The sequence below is a fragment of the Paraburkholderia sp. IW21 genome (assembly GCF_041321145.1).
GTDB lineage: Bacteria > Pseudomonadota > Gammaproteobacteria > Burkholderiales > Burkholderiaceae > Paraburkholderia.
This window is the reverse complement of record NZ_JBGGWA010000003.1, coordinates 526,467-543,556: the sequence shown is the minus strand read 5'-3', so window position 1 is coordinate 543,556 and position 17,090 is coordinate 526,467. Positions and strand designations below refer to the sequence as shown.

The window sequence follows — 17,090 nt, the reverse complement described above, 5'->3', positions numbered from 1 at the left end:
CTCGTATCGTCGAATCGCGCTATTACGTGAGCCGGATTCTAGCGAGTTGAGCTTACGGATTCGCAACGGCCGTGCTTACACAAATTACGCCCCGAAGGAAGTCCCCTTGGGGGACGCCCCGAAGGAAGTCCCCTTGGGGGGCGCCCCGAAGGAAGTCCCCTTGGGGGGCGCCCCGAAGGAAGTCCCCTTGGGGGACGTCATCTCGTGCTCGATCCAGTCGATCACCGACGTGAATTTGGGCTGCCAGCCGAGCAGTTTGCGCGCGCGCTCACCGCGCACGCGGCTGTTCGAACCGAGCCCGTACGAGGCCATTTCGTAGCCCCACTCCTTTTGCGCTTCTTCGAGCGGCCAGTCTTGCTCGCCCAGTTTCATCACGCGGGCGATCGCGGCGCTCATGTCGCGAAACGATGCTTCGCCGCTTTCGACAAAGTAGAAAGTGCCCGCCGGCGTCTTCTCCAGCGCAAGGCGATAGAGTTCGGCGACGTCGTCGATATGCACGTTCGACCAGATGTTGCCGCCGCTGCCCACATGCCGCACCACGCCGCTCTTTTGCGCCTGACGCACGAGCCGCGGCAACTGTACGCTCGCGCTGCCCGGCACGGCGCCATGGCCGTAGATCAGCGTGTTGCACAGCACCGCCGAGCGAATGTTCTGCCGCGCCGCGTTGAGCACCCACTGATCGATGGCGACGCGTGCCGCTTTATCCGCAGTCGGTTCGGGCAGGCTGTCTTCGTGATAGATGCGTGCGTCACCCGCTTCGCCGCCCGACGCATCGCCGACGATGCTCGAACCGCTCGTATGCAGAAACGGCTTGCCGGAACCGGCAAGGCCCTCGATCAGCGCTTTCACTGCGCCTTCATGGTCGCTGCTAGCCGCGTTGATCACTGCGTCGGCGGCTTTCGCTTCGGCGATCAGCTGTTCGCGGTCGTCAAGCGTGCCGATCACGGGTTCGATGCCGAGGCGCTGCAGCTCAGCGCTGTGTTCGGGCTTGCGGATCAAACCACGCACCTGATGGCCGGCGCGCACGAGGTGCGCCGCGATCGAACCGCCGATAAAGCCGCTTGCGCCTGTAATGAAAATCTTCAAGACGTTCTCCCTGGTGGAAATACGATGACATGCACGCAGTATCCGCCGTCCTGATTCTCGCAAAAAGCGTGTTAGTCTCAAATCAATCTTGATTCGAAATCAACAATGAAGACTTCTACCGACGAGTTGCTGGTGTTCGTCACCGTGATCGACTGCGGTTCGATCACTGCGGCAGCCGAGAAATTGCAGCAGACGGTCTCAGGCGTGAGCCGTGCGCTCACGCGCCTGGAAAAGAAACTGGACACCGCGCTGGTGCGGCGCACCACCCGCCGTCTGCATCTGACCGAAGAGGGCGAGGCGTTCCTGCGGCGGGCGCGGGCGATCCTCGACGCCATGGAAGAGGCCGAGGAATCCGTCACTCGTGGTCGTGAGCGGCCCTCGGGGCGTTTGCGTGTCGATGCGGCGTCGCCGTTCATGCTCCATTGCGTGGCGCCCCATATGAAGGCCTTTTCTGCGCTGTATCCAGAGATTCGTCTGGCGTTGTCGAGCAACGAGCGGATCGTCGATCTGCTCGAACAGAAGGTGGATATCGCGATCCGCATCGGCGCCTTGCAGGATTCGACCTTGCATGCGCGTGCCCTTGGCAGCAGCAAATTGAGGGTGGTCGCAAGTCCGGCGTATCTCGCCGAATACGGCGTGCCCAGTTCGGTGGAAGCGTTGCGCGCGCATCGCCTGATCGGCTTCACGGCGCCGGAGCATTTGAATCGCTGGCCGTTGCGTGAGGGTGGAAAAGGCGAGTCCGCGTCGCTGAAGATCGAGCCGGCGATCACCGCATCGAGCGGCGAGACCTTGCGGCAACTGGCACTGTCGGGATGGGGCATCGCTTGTCTTGCCGACTTCATGACCGCGGCCGACGTACGCGAACAGCGGCTGGTGCCGATTCTCGGCAACGTACTGGTGGACGAGCGGCAGCCGGTGAGCGCGGTCTACTACCAGAGCGCGACGCTGGCGGGGCGCGTGCAGTGTTTCCTGGATTTCATCGCAGCGCGGGTGAGGCTCTAACGAGTCCTGCGCGGGTAGTGCGGTTGGAAAAACTCCGCGGCTCGTGCTCGTATGAGTGCGCGGGCTTTTTTTGCGCCCTCAGTGCGCTCTCCTATAACTCTCTAAGTAATCCTCCGCGCGGCTTCGGCTGCGCCCCCACGGCGCGCCGAATCTTTTTGTCAGCTTGTCGAGGCGGAATTTGAACGTGTATATACAAGTTGGCGTCAATGAGAAGCAGCGGCGGCGCGGAGCGCTGTGTCACGTTCAGCCCTGCCCGAAGCGATGCGTATGCCGCGCAAACGTCCTGCCCTAATGGAAACCCCTAAGCCAGAAGCTGCAAAAACAAGTTGTATATACAAGACGCCACCGCTAGACTTCACTCAGATTGTATAGACAAGACAGGACACAACATCATGATGATTCTGAAGCCCGGCCACCTGACCCTCCCGCAACTGCGCCAGATCGCTCGCGAACACGTCGCGCTGCAACTCGATCCCGCCAGCCACGCCGCCATCGACGCCTGTGCCCAAGCCGTTGCCGATATCGCCGCGAAGGGTGAACCGGCCTATGGCATCAACACGGGTTTCGGGCGCCTTGCCAGCACGCACATCCCGCACGACCAGCTCGAACTGCTGCAACGCAATCTGGTGCTGTCGCATGCGGTCGGCGTGGGTGAGCCGATGTCGCGGCCGGTCGTGCGTCTCCTGATCGCGCTGAAGCTGTCGAGCCTTGGCCGCGGCCACTCGGGCATTCGCCGCGAAGTGATGGAAGCGCTGATCACGCTGTACAACGCCGACGTTCTGCCGGTGATCCCGGTCAAGGGTTCGGTCGGCGCATCGGGCGACCTCGCGCCGCTCGCGCATATGTCGGCAGCCTTGCTCGGCGTCGGCGAAGTGTTCGCCAGGGGCGAGCGCATGCCGGCCACCGAAGGTCTCGCGCTGGTCGGCCTGAAGCCGCTCACGCTGCAAGCGAAGGAAGGCCTGGCGTTGCTGAACGGCACGCAAGCGTCGACCGCGCTCGCGCTCTACAACATGTTCGCGATCGAAGACCTGTATCGCACCGCACTGGTGGCGGGCGCACTGTCGGTGGACGCAGCAGCGGGTTCGGTCAAGCCGTTCGACGCGCGCATTCACGAACTGCGTGGCCATCAAGGTCAGACCGACGCGGCAACGGCCTACCGTTCGCTGCTGCAAGGCTCGGGCATCAATGTCTCGCACGCCGATTGCGACAAGGTGCAGGACCCGTACAGCCTGCGCTGCCAGCCGCAAGTGATGGGCGCGTGCCTGGACCAGATGCGTCACTCAGCCGACGTGCTGCTGATCGAAGCGAACGCCGTCTCCGACAATCCGCTGATTTTTCCGGACACGGGCGAAGTGCTGTCGGGCGGCAACTTCCACGCCGAGCCGGTCGCCTTCGCGGCCGACAACCTCGCGCTTGCCGTCGCCGAGATTGGCGCGCTTGCCGAACGTCGCATCGCATTGCTGATCGACGCGACGCTGTCGGGCCTGCCGCCGTTCCTCGTGCGCGACGGCGGGGTGAATTCGGGCTTCATGATCGCTCACGTGACCGCTGCGGCGCTCGCCTCCGAGAACAAGACGCTCGCGCATCCGGCTTCGGTCGATTCGCTGCCGACGTCCGCGAACCAGGAAGATCACGTTTCGATGGCGACCTTCGCTGCCCGCAAGCTCGGCGACATCGCCGAAAACGTCGCGAACATCCTGTCGATCGAGTTGCTCGCCGCTGCGCAAGGCGTCGATCTGCGCGCGCCGCACAAGACCAGCCCGAGCCTGCAGAAAGTGATGGACGCGGTGCGCAAGGATGTCGCGCATTACGAGCTCGATCACTATTTCGCACCGGATATCGCGGCTGTCACGCGGCTTGTGCAAAACGGCACGATCGCGAAGCTGAGCCCGTTCTCGTTCGCGTCCGAACAGTAAGCTCCAACACCACCTTTCAAGCGCGCAAATCAAGCCAATGAACGCACCGGCCTACCAGGGCATCAAGGACTTCATCCTCGGCCGCATTCATGCGGGCGAATGGGCTGAAGGCGACCAGGTGCCCTCCGAAAACGAGCTCGCGCGCGAATTCAACGTCGCGCGCATGACGGTCAACCGCGCGTTGCGCGAGTTGACTTCGGAGCAGGTCCTCACGCGCGTGCAGGGCTCGGGCACGTTCGTGGCGCGTCCCAAGTACGAATCGACACTGGTGGCGATCCGCAGCATCTCCGACGAAATCGTCGCGCGCGGTCATCGCTATCAGGCGAACGTATTGCACATCGGCGCGAGCATCGCCGACGAAGCGCTCGCCGAGGAAATGCAGGTGAGCGCGGGCAGCCCGGTGTTTCATTCGCGCGTGCTGCATTTCGAAAACGACGAGCCGGTGCAACTCGAAGAGCGCTGGGTCAACCCGGCGGTCGCGCCCGAGTATGCGTTGCAGGACTTCACGAACACCACGCCGAACCAGTATCTGGTGCGCGTGGCTCCGTTGCAGCGCGTCGAGTACCGCATCGAGGCATTGGCCGCGGATGCCGATACGCGCGAGTTGCTGACCATGGATGAACTCGAGCCTTGCCTTGTGCTGCATCGGCGCACGTGGTCGCAAAGCCAGGTCGCTTCGATTGCCAATCTCTGGCATCCCGGCAGCCGCTATCGCTTCACCGGACATTTTTGATTTCGCCGCTTTTTTCGACTCATTTTCCGACTCATTTTCCGACTATCTCCCGAACCTTTTCGAGCATTCCGAGGGCCACCATGAACAACCCCAAACACATCGACCCGCGTCTGGACCCGACCCGCACGATCCGCGCACCGCGCGGCGCGGAAAAGACCTGCAAGACCTGGATTGCGGAAGCCGCGTACCGCATGATCCAGAACAATCTGGACCCGGAAGTCGCCGAGCATCCGCACGCGCTGGTCGTGTACGGCGGCATTGGCCGTGCCGCGCGTAACTGGGATTGCTTCGATCAGATTCTCGCGTCGCTGAAGGACCTGAACGAAGACGAGACGCTGCTGATTCAATCGGGCAAGCCGGTCGGCGTGTTCCGCACGCATGCGGACGCCCCGCGCGTGCTGCTGGCCAATTCGAATCTGGTGCCGCATTGGGCGACGTGGGAACACTTCCACGAACTCGATCGCAAGGGCCTGATGATGTACGGCCAGATGACGGCGGGCAGCTGGATTTACATCGGCAGCCAGGGCATCGTGCAGGGCACTTACGAGACGTTCTTCTCGGTGGCGAACCAGCATTTCAACGGCGATCCGTCAGGGCGCTGGATTCTGACGGGCGGCCTGGGCGGCATGGGCGGCGCGCAGCCGTTGGCCGCGACGATGGCCGGCTTCTCGATGATCGCGGTGGAATGCGACGAGACGCGTATCGACTTCCGTCTGAAGACCCGTTACGTCGACAAGAAGGCGAAGACGCTCGACGAAGCGCTCGCCATGCTCGACGAAGCGAAGAAGGCAGGCAAGCCGGTCTCGATCGGTCTGCTGGGCAATGCCGCCGACGTGTTCGCTGAATGCGTGACGCGCGGCATCACGCCGGATTGCGTGACCGATCAGACCAGCGCGCACGATCCGATTCACGGTTATCTGCCGCAAGGCTGGCGCGTCGAAGACTGGCGCGAACGTCAGAAGACGGCGCCGGACAGCATCATCACGCCGGCCAAGCAGTCGATGGCCAAGCAGGTGCAAGCGATGCTGACGCTGCAGGAACGCGGTGCGGCCACGCTCGACTACGGCAACAACATTCGTCAGATGGCGCTGGAAATGGGCGTCGAAAACGCCTTCGATTTCCCGGGTTTCGTGCCGGCGTATATTCGCCCGCTGTTCTGCGAAGGCAAGGGCCCGTTCCGCTGGGTCGCGCTGTCGGGCGATCCGGAAGACATCTACAAGACCGATGCGAAGGTCAAGGAACTGATCCCTGACGATCCGCATCTGCACAACTGGCTCGATATGGCGCGCGAACGCATCGCGTTCCAGGGCCTGCCGGCGCGAATCTGCTGGGTCGGCGTGAAGGATCGCTATCGGCTGGGCCAGGCGTTCAACGAAATGGTCAGGAACGGCGAACTGAAGGCGCCGATCGTGATCGGCCGCGATCACCTCGACACCGGTTCGGTGGCAAGCCCGAATCGCGAAACCGAATCGATGAAAGACGGCTCGGACGCCGTCAGCGACTGGCCCTTGCTCAACGCACTGCTGAATACGGCAGGCGGCGCGTCGTGGGTCTCGCTGCATCATGGCGGCGGGGTGGGCATGGGCTTCAGCCAGCACGCGGGCGTCGTGATCGTGGCCGACGGCACGGATGCCGCTAAAGAGCGCCTCGGCCGCGTGCTGTTCAACGATCCGGCCACCGGTGTGATGCGTCACGCGGATGCAGGCTATGAACTCGCCCAGGAAACGGCGCGCGAGGCAGGCCTGAATCTGCCGATGCTGGGCCGTTGATCGTGGCGGTTGTCGATAGCATGGCAACCACGGCGCTGATTCGCGGCGCCGACCTCGTGGCGGCGCCGTGGAAGAACGGCGGCGGCGTCACGCGTGAGGTGGCGGCGTTCCCCGCGGGCGCGGGGCTCGATGCGTTCGTGTGGCGCGTGAGCATCGCCGATGTGGCGCAAGCGGGGCCGTTCTCGCGGTTCGCGGGCATCGATCGCACGCTGGTGTTGTTGTCCGGCGCGGGGATGTTGCTCGATGAAGCGTCTGAGGGGAACAGTACGAACACGCATGCGTTGACGCAGCCGCTCGACATCGCACGTTTTGCTGGTGAAGCGCAAATCGACGCGCGCCTCGTCGACGGTGCTACCCGCGACTTCAACCTGATGGTGCGCCGAAGCGCAGCGGTGGGCGAGGCCGAAGTATGGCGTGGCGATACGCAGCACACTTTGTCCGCCGACGTGGGGCTGCTGTTCTGCGCAAGCGGTTCGGTGTCGGTCACGCTGGGTGGCGACGCTCAACCGCGAGTGCTTGAAACCGGCGACACGCTGCGCATCGACACGCCGAACGCGCTGTCATGCACGATTGAGGGCGCGGGCGCACTGCTCGCGATCAGCATCCGCTACACGCAATGATGACGACGGTTCGCGTGCGCGCTTAAATTTTGGCTCAGGCCTGGCGAAGCGCGCCGCGAACCCCCACGGACACGCAACGAGCTGCAAAGAGCACGCGATGAAGCAAACCGTCTGGCATCACCTGAAACTTTGCCCCCAGGGCGATCCCCAACACACGCTGCCCGACGCCGCGATTGCCGTTGAAGACGGCAAGATCGCATGGCTCGGCGCAGCCTCCGAATTACCCGCTGACTACGCCACATGGCCGCGCGAAGATCTGCACGGCGCGTGGGTGACGCCGGGGCTGGTCGATTGCCATACGCATCTGGTGTATGGCGGCCAGCGCGCGGATGAATTCGCCCAGCGCCTCGCCGGTGTCAGCTATGAAGAAATCGCGCGGCAGGGCGGCGGCATCGTCTCGACGGTGCGCGCCACGCGTGCCGCGGATGAAGATTCGCTGTTTCGCCAGTCCGCGGCGCGGCTCGAGCCGCTGCTCGCCGACGGCGTCACGGCGGTTGAAATCAAATCCGGCTACGGCCTCGATCTCGCCAGCGAGCGGAAGATGCTGCGCGTCGCGCGCCAGTTGGGCGAGCGCTATCCGGTGACGGTCTACACGACGTTTCTCGGCGCGCACGCATTGCCGCCTGAATTCGCGGGAAGAGCCGATGCGTATATCGACGAAGTCTGCACCACGATGCTGCCCGCGCTCGCCGACGAAGGCCTGATCGACGCCGTCGACGTATTCTGCGAGCGCATTGGTTTTTCGCTGAAACAAAGCGAGCGGGTGTTCAAAGCGGCGGAGCGCTACAAACTGCCGGTGAAAATGCATGCCGAGCAGTTGTCGAACGGCGGCGGCGCGGCATTGGCGGCACGCCACCATGCGCTCTCTGCGGATCACCTCGAATTCCTCGACGAAACGGGCGTGGCCGCGATGAAAGAGGCGGGCACCGTCGCCGTGCTCTTGCCCGGCGCGTACTACTTCATCCGCGAGACGCAGTTGCCGCCATTGGACATGTTGCGGCGCTATCAGGTGCCGATTGCGATTTCCACCGACAGCAACCCCGGCACGTCGCCTGCCACATCGCTCCTGTTGATGATGAACATGGCGACCACGCTCTTTCGTATGACCGTGCCCGAAGTACTGCAAGGCGTGACCTCGCATGCGGCGCGTGCGCTCGGCAAAGCGGAGTCGCATGGCTCGCTGCAAGCTGGGCGCGCGGCGGACTTCGCGGTGTGGTCGGTCGAGTCGCTGGCCGAGCTGGCCTACTGGATTGGACGGCCGTTGTGCGCGCGGGTCGTGCGCGCGGGCGAGACCGTTTATACGCGGCGTGAATCGAGTGTGAATTGAGCCAGAGCCTGAGAGATGACGCAAACTAAACCATCACTATTCGCCGATCACGCCTATCTTCCTGACGGCTGGCGCCGCAATGTGCTGCTGGAGTGGGACGCAAACGGCACGCTTACGTCGGTCACGCCCGATACGGCGGCCGTTCCGCAAGGTATTCAGAAAGCCGCCGGCCCCGTGTTGCCTGGCATGCCGAATCTTCACTCGCATGCGTTTCAGCGCGCGATGGCCGGCCTCACCGAATATCGCGCGAACGCGACCGACAACTTCTGGAGCTGGCGCGATCTGATGTATCGGTTTGCCGCGCGGATCACACCGGACGGGCTCGCGTCCATCGCGCAGTGGCTGTACATCGAGATGTTGAAGGTGGGCTATACGTCGGTCTGCGAATTTCATTACGTGCATCACACGCCGGACGGCAGCCGCTATGCAAACCAGGCTGAACTGGCGCAACGCGTGGTGGATGCGGCTTCGGCGAGCGGCATCGGCATGACGATGCTGCCCGTGTTGTATCAGTACAGCGGTTTCGGTTCGCGCGCACCACGCGAGGATCAACGGCGTTTCATCAATACGCCGGAGAGTCTGCTCGATCTGCTCGGCACGTTGCGCGCGGCGCGTCCTGAGAGCGCCGCATTGCGTTACGGCGTCGCGCCTCATTCGCTGCGCGCTGTATCGGCCGATTCGCTGCGTGAATTGCTGCAGGGCATCGATGCAAGCGCCCCGGTGCACATCCACATCGCCGAGCAAACCGCCGAAGTCGATGCATGCCTCGAAACCGAAGGCGCACGGCCGGTGCAATGGCTGCTTGATCGATTCGACGTGGACAACCGTTGGTGCCTCGTGCACGCCACGCATGTCGATGCGGACGAAACGCTGGCGCTCGCGAAAAGCGGCGCGGTTGCCGGTTTGTGCCTGACCACCGAAGCCAACCTGGGTGACGGCATTTTTCCGGCGCAGGAATATCTCGACGCGCAAGGGCGCATCGGCGTCGGCTCGGATAGCCATATCGGCGTCGACTGGCGTGCGGAGTTGCGTTTGCTCGAATACGGCCAGCGTCTTACACGGCGTCAGCGCAACGTGTTGGCATCGGCGCAGGCCACGCACGTGGCTGACCGTCTGTTCGACGCCGCGCTCGAAGGCGGCGCGCAGGCGACGGGCCGCGCGGTTGGCGCATTGCAAGCCGGTCGTCGTGCCGACTGGCTGGTGCTCGACCCGGCTCATTCGAGCATCGCCGAGCACGCGCCGGACGCGTGGCTCTCGGGCGTTGTATTCTGCGAGCATGGCGAGACGCCGATTCGCGACGTCTACGCGGGCGGCGACAAGGTCGTCGACAACCGCCGGCACCGCGATGAGGAGGGCGCGTACGCGCGCTATCGCATGGCGCTCGCCGACCTGCTCAAATGATCTGCTCAAATGAGTCGTTGAAGTGAAAGGCTCAAGTGAATTGCTAACGCACCTGAGCCTTCGATTTTTATCGATCCCCTCGATTCCGGACTGACATGACTGCTTCGCCTATTGCAACTACGCCGCCGGTCTTCTCGCTACACCAGGGAAGCCTGCCGCTGCTGATTTCGATCCCGCATCTGGGCACGCAAATCCCCGCCGATATCGCCGGGACGATGACGCCCGTCGCGCAACGCACAGACGACTGCGACTGGCACCTTGATCGTCTCTACGCGTTTGCGAAGCGCATGGGCGCGTCGATTCTGTCGCCGACGTACGCGCGTTATGTGATCGACCTGAACCGTCCGCCCGATGGCGCGAATCTGTATCCGGGGCAAGACACGACCGGTTTGTTACCGGTGGATACCTTCGACAAGGAACCCTTGTACCTTGAAGGCCATCTGCCGACCGACGCTGAAGTCGCGCGCCGGCGCGATGCCTACTGGAAGCCTTATCACGACGCGCTGGCAGGCGAGCTTGCTGCGCTGAAGGCGAAGCACGGCAAGGTGCTGTTGTGGGAAGCGCATTCGATTCGCTCGCACGTGCCGCGTTTCTTCGAAGGGCGTCTGCCGGATTTCAATTTCGGCACGTCGAATGGCGCAAGCGCGGTGACTGGCCTGGGCGAGGAACTGGCCGCTGTGGTCGAGCGCCATGGTGGTTATTCCGCTGTCGCCAATGGACGGTTCAAGGGCGGGTACATCACGCGACAGTATGGGCAGCCCTCGAAGGGGGTGCACGCGGTACAGCTCGAGTTGTCGCAGATTACGTATATGGAAGAGCAGATGCCGTATGCGTATGACGAAACGCTGGCCATGAAGGTCGAGCCTGTCCTTGAAGCACTCGTGGTGACGGCATTGGAGCGTGTCAAGGCAGGTTGACTGACCGGTCGCGCGCGTCGACCCGATCGGCGCGCTGTCGGTTGTTTTTCTTCTAATCCTCCCTCCGGCGTTCATGGCGCTTCGCGTTCCGCGAGGCTTCCGTGTCCTCGCACACTGCAAAGGTGTAACAGCATGTGTCCGTGATTGCATGCTGCTGGTTTCGCGCAGAACTTATAGAGCGTTGAACAGCATGCCGGTACGCGAGCCCGGGCGGCCATAAAAAAGCCCCGCATAAGCGGGGCTCTCGATGTCACCCTCGCGGGCGAGACCGGGCCATTAGCGGCAGCGGTTTTCCCAGTGATGGTGGACGCGCACTTTGTGGCATTGCTTGTGATGATGTTCGTAAGCTTGGGCGGGAGCGACCGCGCTGAAGGCGACTACGGTTGCCGCGAGAGCAAGAATGATTTTCTTCATTACAAAATCCTTAATCGACGTGGTGGTGCTAACGCTACAGCACGAGGCGTGCCGCAACGGCCCGAAAGGATGCCACAGATCGCCCGCTCAGCGCAGGAACGCTGGCCGAATGCATGGGTCCACTCAAAATGACGGGCTTCGTGACGTTTTCTCCCCGGACGGTGGCGCGCAGTAGCGTGTAATTTCGACCCATCTACTGCCGCCATAGGTTCGCTTCGGGATTGCGCGCCACGCCGCGAAACGGCTACCCTTTCAGAACGATGACGTGCGCGAGCGCGTCGTCCATACATCGGGCAAAAAAGATGGAAGACCCAGCGATGGAAGATTCCGACGAACTGCTGCTCCCGGTATGGCGAGCGAACCTCGTGCTGTTGACTCGCGAGGTTGGCGCGGCAACCCGGCTCGCGCGCATGATGACCTTTTCCGCGAGCCACCTGAAATTGATGTTGTCCGGCAAGCGCGAATTCAGCGAGGAGTTCGTGCGCGGTATCGAGGCGGTCACGGGTTTGCCGAATGGCTGGATGAACGTGCCGCATACGGAACAGGACATACCGGCCAACGCGCGTGAGGCGATCGACAACGAACAGCCGCTTGCGCGTTTTCGCGGCACTGCACATCCGGTGCGCAAGAAGACGGTGCTGCGGCCGCCCGAGCCGATTTTCGGCCAGACCGGGCCAGGCAAACGCCTGGAAGAGGAGGCGCTGGATGCCGAAGCGCATCGGCGCCTGGCGCATTTCCGCAAGGTCCGCGATCTGGCGATGCAGGACGTGCGGCGTTTCGAGCGGCATCTGAGTCAGGCGCCGGTCGAACTGGCATCGATGCGCTCGAAAGTAGAAGAGGTGATCGCCGCCGCCGATCTTGACGATCCGATTCAAGCCGACCTCGCGGGCCGGCTGGAGCAGATCGAAAAGCATCGGCATTTGCTGCTGCGGCATGTGGAGCGACTGCAGGCTTTGCTGGGGCAAATTGGGGAAGGGGTTTGATACCTGCCGCGGCGGGGTCACCGTGTTGCATGCAGACGAAAACCCCTTGGGGCTAGCCAGCCGACGAAGGCCTGCGCCGCGCATGGAACTCTGCCTCGAGCGTCCATGTCACCCCGTCCTGCGCGAGCGCGACCCCGGTCCACCGAAACGAATCCCGCGTGATATCGGTGAAATTCCATCGAATCGGCGTGCCGTCGGCATGCGTGCCGATCTGCACGAGATCGTCGCCGACGCGCCGGCCTACCAGCTCATCGCGCTGGCCGCTCAGCGGATTGATGTAAGTCACGCGCCACGCCCGCAGAGCCGGGTCCCACACCCGCAGCGTGGTGCCGTACATCGCGTCGCCGGCTGCTAGCCCGGCGTGACGCTCGCTGCGTGGCGGCATGATCCATACGTCCTGCACGGCGCGGCCCTCCAGCACCCAGCCGAAATGAATCTCGCCGCGGCGGCGCGCGTTGCCGAGGTCGACGCGGTAATGCACGACCTCCATGTCCCAACTGCCGATCAGCCAGCCGTAGACGTCGTCGGCGGCGTCGATGTCGGCGGCGCGCGCGGGCGCGCTCAGTGCGGCGTAAAAGCTGAGGTCGACGGTGTGGTCCAGTATGTTCATCGTGTGTGCTCCTTCGGGTGTTCAATGAAAGGGTCATCGCCGGAATCGGCAAAACCGCACCGGCCGCCGATGTGCTAAAACCACGATACGGACTCAGCCGAGGTGCATCTTGGGGAAAATTGCCGTTACGCTGCAGCAGGCACTCGCGCAACGCGCACGGGAAGGCGCACGCGGCAGCACCACCGCGCGTGGGTTGGCCGAGGGAGCGGGCTGGGACGTCGCGGACATCCTCTGCACCTTCGGCCCGCGCGACCAGCCGTTCGAAGAGCGGCACGCCGGCGTATGCATCGCCATGGTGGTGGCCGGCTCATTCGGCTACCGGGCAGCGCCGGGCCGTGAGTTGCTGACCCCCGGCGCGCTGCTGCTCGGCAACACCGGTGACTGTTTCGAATGCGGCCATCGGCATGGGGCCGGCGATCGGTGCATCGCGTTTCGCTATGCCCCGGCCTACTTCGAGCGGCTCGCCGCGGATGCGGGTATTGCGAGCGCTCATCTGAACTTCGGGCGCGCACGCCTACCGTCGCTGCGTGCGCTGTCACCACTGATCGCGCGGGCGTGTGCCGGCGCTTCGGATACGGGCGAAGCGGTGTGGGACGAACTCGCGGCCGAGCTGGCCGTCGCGGTTTTGAATGCGGCTGGTGCGTTGACTCGCCCGGAACGGACGGCAAGCGCCGCAGCCTGGTCACGCGTTGCGCAGACCGTGCGCCTGATCGACGACACACCTGCCGCGCCGCATACGCTCACGCGCCTCGCTGCCGCGGCGGCCCTTAGCGAGTTCTATTTCCTGCGCACGTTCCAGCGGGTGACCGGCGTGACGCCGCATCAATATGTCCTGCGCGCGCGTTTGCGAGCGGCGGCACTGCGCCTTCACGACGATAGCGCGAAGGTCGTCGATATCGCGCTGGATTGCGGCTTCAACGATCTATCGAATTTCAATCACGCGTTTCGTGCGGAGTTTGCGTCGAGTCCGCGTGCCTGGCGCGCGCGGGGCGCGGCGCGTCGCACATGATGCGGTGCGCGGCAGGCATGAAGCTGGCCGCCGCGTTGGCGCTGGTTGCGTGCGCAACCGTCGCGCATGCTGGTGGCGATGGCTCCAGCATCTCCAGCACCTCCAGCGACGACCTCTCCCCCTCGACGACGGAGCGCGACGTCCACCTCTTCGTGATCCAGAAAGACGGCTCCATTGAAGAACACGACGACACGGTCTTACGGGCCAACACGACGAGCGGCGTCGACGACATCGCGCAACGTTACGTGTGGTTCAACAAGGACATCGAGCAGGTGCAATTGCTGGCTGCCGAAACGATCGACCCGAATGGCGTCGCGCATCCGGTCGGCCCGGAGGCGATTCGCGACGTGCAGGAGCCGCGCTCGGCGGGCGCACCGAGTTTCGAAGACGGGGTGTTGCGTACGGTGATCTTTCCGGGCGTGGAGCCCGGCTCGCGCGTGCATCTGGCGTTTCGCAAGACGCGCACGAAGCCCTTGCAGGCCGGCACATTTGCATACCTGGTCGAACCGACGCGCGACCCCGTCGAGATGCAGCGCCTGATTTTCGATCTGCCCGCCGACGTGCCGCTCTATGCCGATGCACGCGGCTACCTTGCACTTCCACCGGTCACGGCGAACGGCCGCACACGCTACGAATTCGACTATCGGCACGGCCCGTATGCGCCGCTCGAAGCGGGCGCGGTGGGCTATGCGAACTGGGGCGACCGGCTGATGGTGTCGACAGTGCCGGACTTCGCAAGTTTTGCCGCGCGTTATCGCGGTCCTGCCGCCGACGCGACAATGAGCGACCCGGCGATCGTCCGGCTCGCGCAGAGCCTGACCGCCCGCGCCACCGACCCGCGCGCGAAAGCACAGGTGCTATATGACTGGATGCGCTTGAACATCCGCTACGTCGCGTTGTTTCTCGGTGAGACGGCGGCGATTCCGCATAAGTCGATCGATATCCTGCGCAACCGCTATGGCGACTGCAAGGATCACGTGGCGTTGTATAGCGCGCTGTTGGCGGCGGTGGGCATCCGCAGCGAGGCCGTGCTGCTCAACCTCGGGCCGTACTACAGTTTGCCGGACGTGCCCGGGTACGGAGAAAGCGCGATCAATCATGCAATCGTCTGGATTCCTGAGCTATCGCTATTTGCCGACACCACGGCAGGTGGCGTGGGTTTTGGTTATTTGCCACCCAGCGTGATGGACCGGCCGGTTTTGCTGGTCGACGACGGCGTGTTGGCGCGCACGCCGGCCACCCAGTTACGCGAGCGCATGGCGCGCCTGCAAATCGACGTCGATGAAGGCGGGGGGGCGAACTACGCTTATCGAGTGGAAGATGCCGGCTATACCGCGGAGCTCGAACGCAATATGTTTAGACGGGCAACCCGTCAACGTACGCAACAGATCGGAGCGAACCGTCTGTTGCAGACTGGCTTGCATGGCACGGCGCAATTGCGCACCGGGGACGTGGCCGCCACTGATGAACCCTTTTCCACGTCGATGCAGGGGCGAGTGGAGCATTTTGTCTGGACCGATGGGACTACCGCTGTGCCGGCCCTGACGAGCCTATCCGGCGGAATGGGCGGGCAGGTGCAGGTGTGGCTGGCAGAGCCTTCGAGGACGCAGCCTTGGGCGTGTATCGGCGGAGCGTTCGATGAGACGCTGGAAATGACGCTGCCGAGGTTCGCCAGCGTGACGGATGTGCCGCCGGATGCCACGGTGAAGGATCGCTTCTTCGAGTTTTCTTCTCGCTACGTGTTCGATCCTGCCACGCGGGTCTTGCAGGTCAGGCGACACCTTCGGGCCGCGTTTGGGCATCAGATGTGCACGGCCGATGAATTTGCCGGCGTGAAGGATGATCTTGTCCGGATCGAGCGGGATCTCGATGCCGAGGTGGTGGTGAAGGCTATGAAGTAGAGGGTGTTTGCCTCTGCGGCGCCTGGCGTCAGTGGATGCGCCTGCTGCGATGCCTTTCCATCGCAGCAGGCGCATCCACTTTTGTCGGCGCCAGAGGCAACAGGACCTTAACTGCCGCTCTTGGTGACGACCGGAACCCAATTCCCGCTCTTCACCTGATAGAGCGTCGACGCCCCGCTTTTCAATGCGCCATTGTTGTCAAAAGAAATCTTCCCGGTGACGCCGTCAAAATCAATTGCCTTGAGAACAGGTCGATAAACCGCCGGCGAGGTGGATTTAGCCTGCTGCATCGCCTTGATCGCGGCCCATGCCCCGTCATACCCAAACGGCGCGTACGACAGGATATCCACTCCGAACCGCTTCTTGAACTTCGCGGAAAAGTCCTTGCCGGCAGGCAACTGGGCCAATGGTCTGCCATATTCCCAGGCCATCACGCCTTCGGCCGGCTCGCCGGCGAGCTTGATGAAGTCCTGGTCCATCACGCCGCCACCGCCCACCAGTTGCGCGTTCATCCCCAACTGCTTCATGCGCTTCGCGAAGCCCGCCGCCTGCGTATCCAACCCGCCGAAGAAGATCAGATCCGCATTGGTCGACTTGATCTTGGTGAGCTGCGTGCTGAAATCCACCGCGTGATTGTCGGTGTACTCCCGCGCCACGAGGTTGCCGCCGTGGGCCTTCACGGCCTTCTCGAACTCGTCGGCCTCGCCCTGGCCGAACGCGGTGCGGTCGTCGACGATCGCAATGCGTTTGGCCTTCGTCACCTCGACGGCGTAGACGCCTGCATTGCCGGCGTTCTGCGCATCGGTGGAAATCACCATGAAGGTGTTCGCAAAGCCTCGCCCGGTAATGACCGGATTGGTGGCGGCCGGGTCGATCACGGGAATGCCGGCCTGTTCGTACACCTGCGAGGCGGGAATCGTCGTGCCGGAATTGAAGTGGCCGACGACCGCCGATACGCCCGCGTCGACCAGCTTCTGCGCGGCCTGCACGCCGATGCGCGGGTCGGCCTGGTCGTCCTCGGAGACGATCTGGAATTGCGCGACCTTGCCGCCGATCTTGATCTTCTGCGCATTGGCCTCTTCGATCGCCAGCCGGACGCCGTTCTCCAGGTCCTTGCCGTAGCCGGCGTTGGCACCGGTTAGCGGAGCGGCAAAGCCGATCTTTACCGGCAGGTCGTCGGCGAAACTGGCCAGCGGCGCGATCGCGAAGACAGCGCCAACGAACAAGGCAAGCGGTTTCAGCGTGTTGCAAGTACTCATGGTCTCTCCTTCCATCGACAAGTTTCAGGGTGAGAAAGCGGCAAGGCTGTAACGCTGGATCGGCGCGCAGGCAGCAGGTGTTGACTTTGCATGGCGCGCATCATGAAGACTACGGATGATCAGTCGCCATAAACAATGCTGGA

Annotated in this window: 15 protein-coding genes; 11 read left to right on the top strand and 4 right to left on the bottom strand. The window is 63.4% G+C overall.

Annotated features, from left to right (window positions below):
• Positions 1 to 84 precede the first annotated feature (84 nt).
• Positions 85 to 1,086 carry an NAD-dependent epimerase/dehydratase family protein gene (locus ACAX43_RS09680; protein WP_370708155.1) on the bottom strand — a complete coding sequence of 334 codons (1,002 nt, stop codon included), beginning with the start codon at positions 1,084 to 1,086 and terminating at the stop codon, positions 85 to 87.
• A 105-nt stretch (positions 1,087 to 1,191) separates the two neighbouring features.
• On the opposite strand from ACAX43_RS09680, the gene ACAX43_RS09675 reads away from it, so the two are divergent.
• The 8 genes from ACAX43_RS09675 (at position 1,192) to hutG (ending at position 10,771) form a co-directional block, all read left to right on the top strand.
• The gene (locus ACAX43_RS09675) at positions 1,192 to 2,088 is read left to right on the top strand and encodes a LysR substrate-binding domain-containing protein (protein WP_370708154.1); all 897 of its coding nucleotides are present in this window, start codon (positions 1,192 to 1,194) and stop codon (positions 2,086 to 2,088) included.
• 392 nt (positions 2,089 to 2,480) lie between these two features.
• Complete coding sequence (gene hutH / locus ACAX43_RS09670; protein ID WP_370708153.1) at positions 2,481 to 4,004, top strand: histidine ammonia-lyase; 1,524 nt, start codon at positions 2,481 to 2,483, stop codon at positions 4,002 to 4,004.
• Positions 4,005 to 4,041: 37 nt separating this feature from the next.
• Positions 4,042 to 4,737, top strand: a complete 696-nt coding sequence (gene hutC / locus ACAX43_RS09665) for a histidine utilization repressor (RefSeq protein ID WP_370708152.1) — start codon at positions 4,042 to 4,044, stop codon at positions 4,735 to 4,737.
• A gap of 80 nt (positions 4,738 to 4,817) precedes the next feature.
• Positions 4,818 to 6,506: a urocanate hydratase gene (hutU, locus tag ACAX43_RS09660; RefSeq protein WP_370708151.1), complete on the top strand. Its 1,689-nt coding sequence runs from the start codon at positions 4,818 to 4,820 to the stop codon at positions 6,504 to 6,506.
• A 20-nt stretch (positions 6,507 to 6,526) separates the two neighbouring features.
• Positions 6,527 to 7,126, top strand: coding sequence for a HutD family protein (locus ACAX43_RS09655; protein WP_370708150.1), 600 nt, complete (start codon positions 6,527 to 6,529; stop codon positions 7,124 to 7,126).
• 97 nt (positions 7,127 to 7,223) lie between these two features.
• Positions 7,224 to 8,453 carry an imidazolonepropionase gene (gene hutI / locus ACAX43_RS09650; RefSeq protein WP_370708149.1) on the top strand — a complete coding sequence of 410 codons (1,230 nt, stop codon included), beginning with the start codon at positions 7,224 to 7,226 and terminating at the stop codon, positions 8,451 to 8,453.
• A 15-nt stretch (positions 8,454 to 8,468) separates the two neighbouring features.
• The gene (locus ACAX43_RS09645; RefSeq protein WP_370708148.1) at positions 8,469 to 9,854 is read left to right on the top strand and encodes a formimidoylglutamate deiminase; all 1,386 of its coding nucleotides are present in this window, start codon (positions 8,469 to 8,471) and stop codon (positions 9,852 to 9,854) included.
• 95 nt (positions 9,855 to 9,949) lie between these two features.
• Positions 9,950 to 10,771, top strand: a complete 822-nt coding sequence (gene hutG / locus ACAX43_RS09640; RefSeq protein ID WP_370708147.1) for an N-formylglutamate deformylase — start codon at positions 9,950 to 9,952, stop codon at positions 10,769 to 10,771.
• 276 nt (positions 10,772 to 11,047) lie between these two features.
• Here the strand turns inward: hutG and ACAX43_RS09635 are convergent, their stop codons facing one another.
• Positions 11,048 to 11,185: a hypothetical protein gene (locus tag ACAX43_RS09635; RefSeq protein WP_370708146.1), complete on the bottom strand. Its 138-nt coding sequence runs from the start codon at positions 11,183 to 11,185 to the stop codon at positions 11,048 to 11,050.
• A 317-nt stretch (positions 11,186 to 11,502) separates the two neighbouring features.
• On the opposite strand from ACAX43_RS09635, the gene ACAX43_RS09630 reads away from it, so the two are divergent.
• On the top strand, positions 11,503 to 12,168 hold the full coding sequence (locus ACAX43_RS09630) for a hypothetical protein (RefSeq protein ID WP_370708145.1): 666 nt from the start codon (positions 11,503 to 11,505) through the stop codon (positions 12,166 to 12,168).
• Positions 12,169 to 12,220: 52 nt separating this feature from the next.
• Here the strand turns inward: ACAX43_RS09630 and ACAX43_RS09625 are convergent, their stop codons facing one another.
• The gene (locus ACAX43_RS09625; protein WP_370708144.1) at positions 12,221 to 12,778 is read right to left on the bottom strand and encodes a hypothetical protein; all 558 of its coding nucleotides are present in this window, start codon (positions 12,776 to 12,778) and stop codon (positions 12,221 to 12,223) included.
• Between the two features lie 109 nt (positions 12,779 to 12,887).
• On the opposite strand from ACAX43_RS09625, the gene ACAX43_RS09620 reads away from it, so the two are divergent.
• Positions 12,888 to 13,787 carry a helix-turn-helix domain-containing protein gene (locus tag ACAX43_RS09620; protein ID WP_370708143.1) on the top strand — a complete coding sequence of 300 codons (900 nt, stop codon included), beginning with the start codon at positions 12,888 to 12,890 and terminating at the stop codon, positions 13,785 to 13,787.
• A 17-nt stretch (positions 13,788 to 13,804) separates the two neighbouring features.
• Positions 13,805 to 15,688 carry a DUF3857 domain-containing transglutaminase family protein gene (locus ACAX43_RS09615; protein ID WP_370708142.1) on the top strand — a complete coding sequence of 628 codons (1,884 nt, stop codon included), beginning with the start codon at positions 13,805 to 13,807 and terminating at the stop codon, positions 15,686 to 15,688.
• A gap of 107 nt (positions 15,689 to 15,795) precedes the next feature.
• Here ACAX43_RS09615 and ACAX43_RS09610 read toward each other — a convergent pair whose 3' ends face one another.
• Positions 15,796 to 16,947 (bottom strand): branched-chain amino acid ABC transporter substrate-binding protein, encoded by a 1,152-nt coding sequence (locus tag ACAX43_RS09610; RefSeq protein WP_370708141.1) that lies wholly within the window; start codon positions 16,945 to 16,947, stop codon positions 15,796 to 15,798.
• Positions 16,948 to 17,090 lie beyond the last annotated feature (143 nt).